The sequence below is a fragment of the Bacteroides sp. genome, from assembly GCF_052357945.1.
Taxonomy (GTDB): Bacteria; Bacteroidota; Bacteroidia; order Bacteroidales; family Bacteroidaceae; genus Bacteroides.
In genome coordinates, this window is the sequence record NZ_DAWCXD010000211.1 from 1 (window position 1) to 5,893 (window position 5,893).

Here is a 5,893-nt window from a genome sequence, read left to right on the forward strand (position 1 = left end):
GAAAACAAATTAGATGGAGTTATTAAAGTAGCTATATCAGGAAATAAATAAAAATAGAATTTGTGTATGAAGAATATACTGATAGTAAGTAATAATGATATGTGCCGCAGTCGTATGGCACAGGAAATTTTGAACTCCTTCGGTAGAGGGATGAAGATTAGTACTGCCGGTATTTTGGCTGGAAATTCTGTCCCTGACGTTGTTTGCCAAGTGATGGAACAAAATGGATATGACTTTTCGCGTAGAAAGCCCTGTGACGTTGCGACATATGCCCAACAGACGTGGGATTATGTCATTACCCTTTGTTCGGAAGCGGAGGAAGTGCAAAAGGAAATGCAGGGGGTAGTGAGAAAATACGTTTCTTTCAACTTTACAGATCCCTTTCAGGGAGGAATTCATGTAGAAGATGAGCAGGAAGAACGGGTTAGGGCACTATATGACATCATGCATAAAGAACTGTATGAGTTCTTTCGAAGTGAATTGATGGAAAAGTTGTTACCTCGCTGTTCCTGTGGCGCAAATACGTATTGTAGGTGTGAGTAGGAATATAAGTAAAATCATATATGTACATCATCCGGTGATGGTGGCAGATCTGTGTCATTTTGAACGCGAAGTTGCCAGAAAGCAATAGCGGATGCGGCGGCTACATTGAGAGAATCGACACCGTTTGCCATAGGAATGCGGACTACATAGTCCGCCTCATTGATTGTTTCGTTTTGAAGACCATCCCCCTCTGTTCCCATTACGATGGCTAACTTGGGTTCGGTTGCTAAGATAGGATTATCGATAGAGATTGATTTCTCCGTGAGTGCCATAGCGACTGTACGGAAACCCTGTTTACGCAACTCATTGGGAGAACCGTCCAACCAAGTCCATGGTATCAGGAAGACAGAACCCATCGAAACCCTGACTGCACGTCGGTTTAACGGATCACAAGAATTGCGTGTTAATAATATAGCATCTATTCCCAAGGCGGCTGCGGAACGGAAGATGGCTCCGATATTAGTAGCGTCTACCACGCCCTCAATGACTACGATCCGCCGGGCTTTCCGGCACACCTCATCCACACTTGGTAGTGTCCGACGACGCATGGCACAGAGGACACCGCGCGTCAGTGTATATCCGGTCAATGTGGCAAGTAACTTTCTTTCACCGGTATAGACGGGTATATCACCACAACGTTCAATGATGCCAGCGGCATCACCAGTGATATGCTTCTGTTCACACAAGAGGGCTAAAGGCTCATAACCAGCATTCAGAGCTACATGGATAACTTTGGGGCTTTCTGCAATAAACAATCCTTTATCAGGCTCGATACGATTGCGTAATTGAGCTTCGGTGAGGGTACTGAATATTTCTACTCCGGAGTCTGTTAAGGATGATATTTCTATAATGGGCATAGTGATTTCTTTAAATGATCTATTTTATTGTAGCAATGATAGTATGCGCTTCTTACTTACCGATGCAGAAAATGTTTTGTATCATTTTTGACTTGTAATAAATTGATATTTAATATATTATGTTTTTATGAAATGCTTCGGGGGACAAACAGGGGACAAAAATTTGCTGTCTAAAAGATAAAAAGAGCAAATATAAGGTCTATCCCTTGATGTTTTTTAGGCCAATTTTTTTGTCCCTCGGAAAGAAAAACAATCCCGTTCTCATCATACGATGATATTCGAAGCACACTGCAAATATAATAAAGTTTAGTCTGTTTTTTGTATATCTCTTCAAGTTCTAAACTAAACGGCTTTTATAAGCTCCCAAAGCCATACCTATTTTTCTTTTGGCCAGCAAAATTGTTAAAGGAGACATTACTTTGTCCTTTCAGCTCTGTCTCTTTTCACCAGTCGTTGTTTGGGCTATGTGCTTTGGCGGCATATCCTCGGTTTTACCTTTCCCTGTTTTAGCCTTCTTCTTACTTCCTCCATTATTCCGCATATCCCTTTCGGGCTACCTGATGTGAATTGTGTCGCAAAGGTGCTTGTCATGTCTCTCTTGTCTGCAAGGTCATAGCCTTGGGTTCACAGCCAAATCTCCACCTTCTGCTTCACAGAGGTCGTATTTAGCCGTGAAACCTTGCATAAGGAGCCATGACACCTTTTGAGACGACATAATTAAATCAAGCCCGAAAGTAGTAGATGCTACAAGAGGGAAAAACAAAAAAACAATCTTAAAATTTAAGCATTATGACATTCAGAGAATTTATGAAAGAAAACGGTTACGAAGTAAAAACAACGTTTTGGGAAGATTTTTCGATAGCAGAGCGATTTGGCCTTTCAGCTATTCAGGACACGTTCAATCGTGCTTTCAAAGAGTGGAAAGAAGATTACGAATTTCTAACCGAACTGGTATTGGTGCTTAACCATAAGATATGGCAATACCACGAAAAAAGATCGGAGTTCGCGGAACTCTACAATACCCTTTGGGAACAGGCCGACCAATATGCGATGGAGAATCTGAAAGATGAAGAGCTAAGTTATTTCTTTGATGTAACGGATTAAGTGTAGGAGTGTAGGAGCCGGCTTCGGTCGGGTTCTCTTCCGTGCAGATCCCTTTTTATTAGCGCGGATTCCCTTTTTATTTTACATTGTCATGTGTTACTGACATAAAATTGTGTTGCACAATTTTCGTTTCTATCGGAATAGCCATTTGTATCTTTTGGGGGTGGATTTACCTTGTTGGAGATTACGATTGCAGAATTACAGAAGCTACGCGAAAGCGAAGACCATATAGAATTTAAAGAGGCAAAGCATAATTACCTGTTTGCCGGAGGAAAACGCGTTGATCTAAAAGACAGGCGGCGGTGTGTATTGGGGTGTATTGTTGCCTTGGCGAATGAAAAGGGTGGACGATTGGTATTAGGAATGGTAGATCATATGCCCCATGCGGTTGTCGGTTCGGATTTTGCAGAAAAAGAAGTGGGAGAACTCACAGATGAAATCTACGAAAGATTAGGAATAAGGATAGAAGCTACCGAACTTTACGAGGACGGTAAGCGTGTGCTTGTACTTGTACTATCTGTTCCATCTCGTCCCGTAGGTAGGTTGTTGAGATTTGAGGGCGTACCTCTTATGCGTACAGGGGAAAGCCTGCGGGCAATGTCCGATGCCGAGATTTTCAGGATATTGTCTGAATAGGAACCGGATTTTTCAGCCAAGATATGCGAGGGGCTTACTATAGAGGATTTGGATAAGGAGCCCATAGCAGAAATGAAAACCCAATATGCGCGAAAGCAGGAAAATCCGTTGTTTCAAAACTATCCCGACGAACAAGTGCTATCTGATTTGGATTTGTTGAAGGACGGGAAATTGAATTATGCGGCACTTATTTTGCTTGGGAAATCCGAAGCCATACGGAAATATCTCCCTCAGAACAATATCGTTGTAGGGTTCAGGATGTATCACTTGATGATACAATATACCGCTTGCAAAGAATTTCAGTTGCCGTTATTCATAGCGATTGACAAGGTATGGGATTACATCAACCAGCCTGCCAGTAATCCGCTTCTGCATTACAATGACGGCTCTTATATATTCGATATACCATCTTTCAACAAGGAGGCAATCAGAGAGGCGATATTGAATGCTTGCTGCCACCGCTCAATGTTGATTCAGAGCGATGTCGTCATCAAGCAATATCCCGATAGTATAACCATTACCAATGCTGGTGGTTTTCGGTCCGGAGTGGATATGAACAACATTTTGACAGTGAACAGTGTTCCGCGCAGTAAACTGATGAGCGAGATATTGCAGAAGGCAGGATTGGTGGAGCGTTCCGGTCAGGGAGTGGATAAAATGTTCTACAACTGTATTATGGAAGGGAAAGCACTGCCTGACTATTCGGGAACAGACTCGTATCAGGTAAGTCTCACGTCCAAAGCTCCTATACTTGATACGGCCTTTGTTATTTTTGTCAGGAAGGTACAGGATAATAGAGCTGCCGCCGAGCAACTGAATGTCTTTGAATTGCTGGCTTTGTACAAAATGGCAATGAGGGATTACGAGGGGCTTGATGAAAAGATTTTATGAAAATTGTTGGAAGAAAACCTTATCGGTTACGAAAACGGCTCTCATCGCTTGTCCGAGGAGTATCGGAATGAGTCTGCTGAAAGATTGAAAGGAATGAATATGAATTATCTCAAGTTGGTTTCAGACTGTTTTCATAAAAATGGTTATATAAATCGTTCTCTTCTCAAAAAGGTATTTCAAGACATGTTGTCCGAAAAATAAATTAGAGGCTTGATTTCAAAGATGGAAAATACAGGGATTATACAGAAAGATGGTGCAGGCAAATATACCCGTTATGTAAAAGCACCGGATTTTCCATCGTTTGTCTAGGGCCGCAAAAGTCGATTTTACGTCCACAAAGATTTCCGACAATAGGCTGAAAAACATAAAAAATCCTTGCAATAATTTGGTGATTATCGCAGGGATTTGATTTTTTAGCACTCCTAATTAAAAGATTTAGATAAGCGGAGCCTTATGATCTACTTTCCATATAATGAGGAAATGTGTAGTTATACTGATACATGGATGGGCGAACTATATGAAAACGAGTATCCATTGGTTTCTAAAGGGGTATGGTCAGGAATAATCAATTTGAAAACTCATAAACTTCTGAATTCGAAGCCCGAATATGGTAGTTTGTATTTGCAAGCCAAGGTATGTGATAGTGGGACCTATTTCTTACTTGACAAAGACAAAAAGACAATATGTAAAATTGCAGATTATGTTCCTAATGGTTTAATTCCAGAGGTAGATGGTTGTGGCGATTATATTCGTCTTAGAATCAATGAGGATGACATGATAAATTGGTTTGAAGAACCGGACTTTTCTGACTTTATGGAAGACTCTGAGGTTGTTGAGAAAATCGATGTGCACATTAAAGAAGAATCTATACTGTATACCAAAGTCGAGTTTACTTATAACCAGCTTATGGCAAAATTGTTTCGATTGCCTAAATTCATACAGATGGAAATAGGAAAGGCGTTGATAGCAAATGCTTCGGAAGAATTTGAAAAGGAAGAGTAAGAACATCCTTCTTGAGTTACATAGTTTATAGAAATGAACCCTGCAAAATTATATCTTCACTGATATAATATCTATATTCATATAGACTCAGTTTCTTGTTCTGTCATGCGGTATATGGAATTTATTTACTAATTTTGCACTGATTTTGAAATAACATAAAACTAACAATGCAGAGAATTTGGATGGGCATACTATCAATCACCACAATTCAGGGTAATCGCTCGGAATGTGTGTTGAATGTTCATGTCTCCGGTATTGAACCTCGTATTGTAAATACTTTCCAGCGAACATAATAAAGTACATTTTACTATACTTTGATTTAGAATAGAGACTGAATGGCTGGAGAGTCTTTAGCAAACTTTTCAACTATTTTGTTTTATACCCATTTATGGCAGTTACTTTTGTGATACTTCTCTGTCATTTCCGTTTGATGGGTGATTGATAACTTGATTATTAACGTGCAGTGATGCACATAAATTGAGAAGAAATGAATTATAAATTTGATGGCAGCAAGGTGTTCTTTACATCTGATACCCACTTTTATCACGGAAATAAACACTGTCTGGAATTTTGTGTAAATGGAAACAGGATTCACTTGTAAGTTCTCTTATATCTGGATTCTGTTTTCAAATATAAGCATAAATTGGTTCATAATTTGAATCCCGTATTTTCCATTTACACAAAATATTCTATAGTGCCGAATTATACAATTTATTAGTGCTTCTCGTATAGCACATGAGCAGGTGTTTCTTCTTGTCGTATACCATCTTTTATCATAATAGGACGTGGTAAAACCAGAATCAATCTATTATATACTTTTATATAGAATTGATAGAGGTTTGATTCCCACATTCTTTCCG

6 protein-coding genes and 1 pseudogene are annotated in these 5,893 nt (G+C 39.7%); 6 read left to right on the forward strand and 1 reads right to left on the reverse strand.

Annotation, left to right across the window (positions count from 1 at the left end; genetic code table 11):
• The first annotated feature begins 66 nt into the window (after window positions 1–66).
• A complete protein-coding gene (locus ACT8YW_RS21380) occupies window positions 67–543 on the forward strand; it encodes an arsenate-mycothiol transferase ArsC (protein ID WP_004320325.1) in 477 nt (158 codons plus the stop codon).
• A gap of 14 nt (window positions 544–557) precedes the next feature.
• On the opposite strand, the gene ACT8YW_RS21385 is transcribed toward ACT8YW_RS21380, so the two are convergent.
• On the reverse strand, window positions 558–1,400 hold the full coding sequence (locus tag ACT8YW_RS21385; RefSeq protein ID WP_444107080.1) for a TrmH family RNA methyltransferase: 843 nt from the start codon (window positions 1,398–1,400) through the stop codon (window positions 558–560).
• 789 nt (window positions 1,401–2,189) lie between these two features.
• Here ACT8YW_RS21385 and ACT8YW_RS21390 point away from each other — a divergent pair.
• The 5 genes and pseudogenes from ACT8YW_RS21390 to ACT8YW_RS21410 form a co-directional block, all read left to right on the forward strand.
• Window positions 2,190–2,504: a hypothetical protein gene (locus tag ACT8YW_RS21390; RefSeq protein ID WP_122143114.1), complete on the forward strand. Its 315-nt coding sequence runs from the start codon at window positions 2,190–2,192 to the stop codon at window positions 2,502–2,504.
• 177 nt (window positions 2,505–2,681) lie between these two features.
• Window positions 2,682–3,140 carry an AlbA family DNA-binding domain-containing protein gene (locus ACT8YW_RS21395; RefSeq protein ID WP_444107081.1) on the forward strand — a complete coding sequence of 153 codons (459 nt, stop codon included), beginning with the start codon at window positions 2,682–2,684 and terminating at the stop codon, window positions 3,138–3,140.
• 72 nt (window positions 3,141–3,212) lie between these two features.
• Window positions 3,213–4,031: an ATP-binding protein gene (locus ACT8YW_RS21400; protein ID WP_444107082.1), complete on the forward strand. Its 819-nt coding sequence runs from the start codon at window positions 3,213–3,215 to the stop codon at window positions 4,029–4,031.
• Between the two features lie 453 nt (window positions 4,032–4,484).
• Window positions 4,485–5,033 (forward strand): hypothetical protein, encoded by a 549-nt coding sequence (locus ACT8YW_RS21405; RefSeq protein WP_007484573.1) that lies wholly within the window; start codon window positions 4,485–4,487, stop codon window positions 5,031–5,033.
• Window positions 5,034–5,520: 487 nt separating this feature from the next.
• Window positions 5,521–5,607 (forward strand): annotated as a pseudogene (locus ACT8YW_RS21410) (metallophosphatase); the annotation flags it as partial.
• Between the last annotated feature and the right edge of the window lie 286 nt (window positions 5,608–5,893).

Bases quoted from the DNA above. Each gene is read 5' to 3' on its own strand.
- ACT8YW_RS21380 (WP_004320325.1), top strand. From the start codon at position 67: ATGAAGAATATACTGATAGTAAGTAATAATGATATGTGCCGCAGTCGT.
- ACT8YW_RS21385 (WP_444107080.1), bottom strand. From the start codon at position 1,400: ATGCCCATTATAGAAATATCATCCTTAACAGACTCCGGAGTAGAAATA.
- ACT8YW_RS21390 (WP_122143114.1), top strand. From the start codon at position 2,190: ATGACATTCAGAGAATTTATGAAAGAAAACGGTTACGAAGTAAAAACA.
- ACT8YW_RS21400 (WP_444107082.1), top strand. From the start codon at position 3,213: ATGAAAACCCAATATGCGCGAAAGCAGGAAAATCCGTTGTTTCAAAAC.
- ACT8YW_RS21405 (WP_007484573.1), top strand. From the start codon at position 4,485: ATGATCTACTTTCCATATAATGAGGAAATGTGTAGTTATACTGATACA.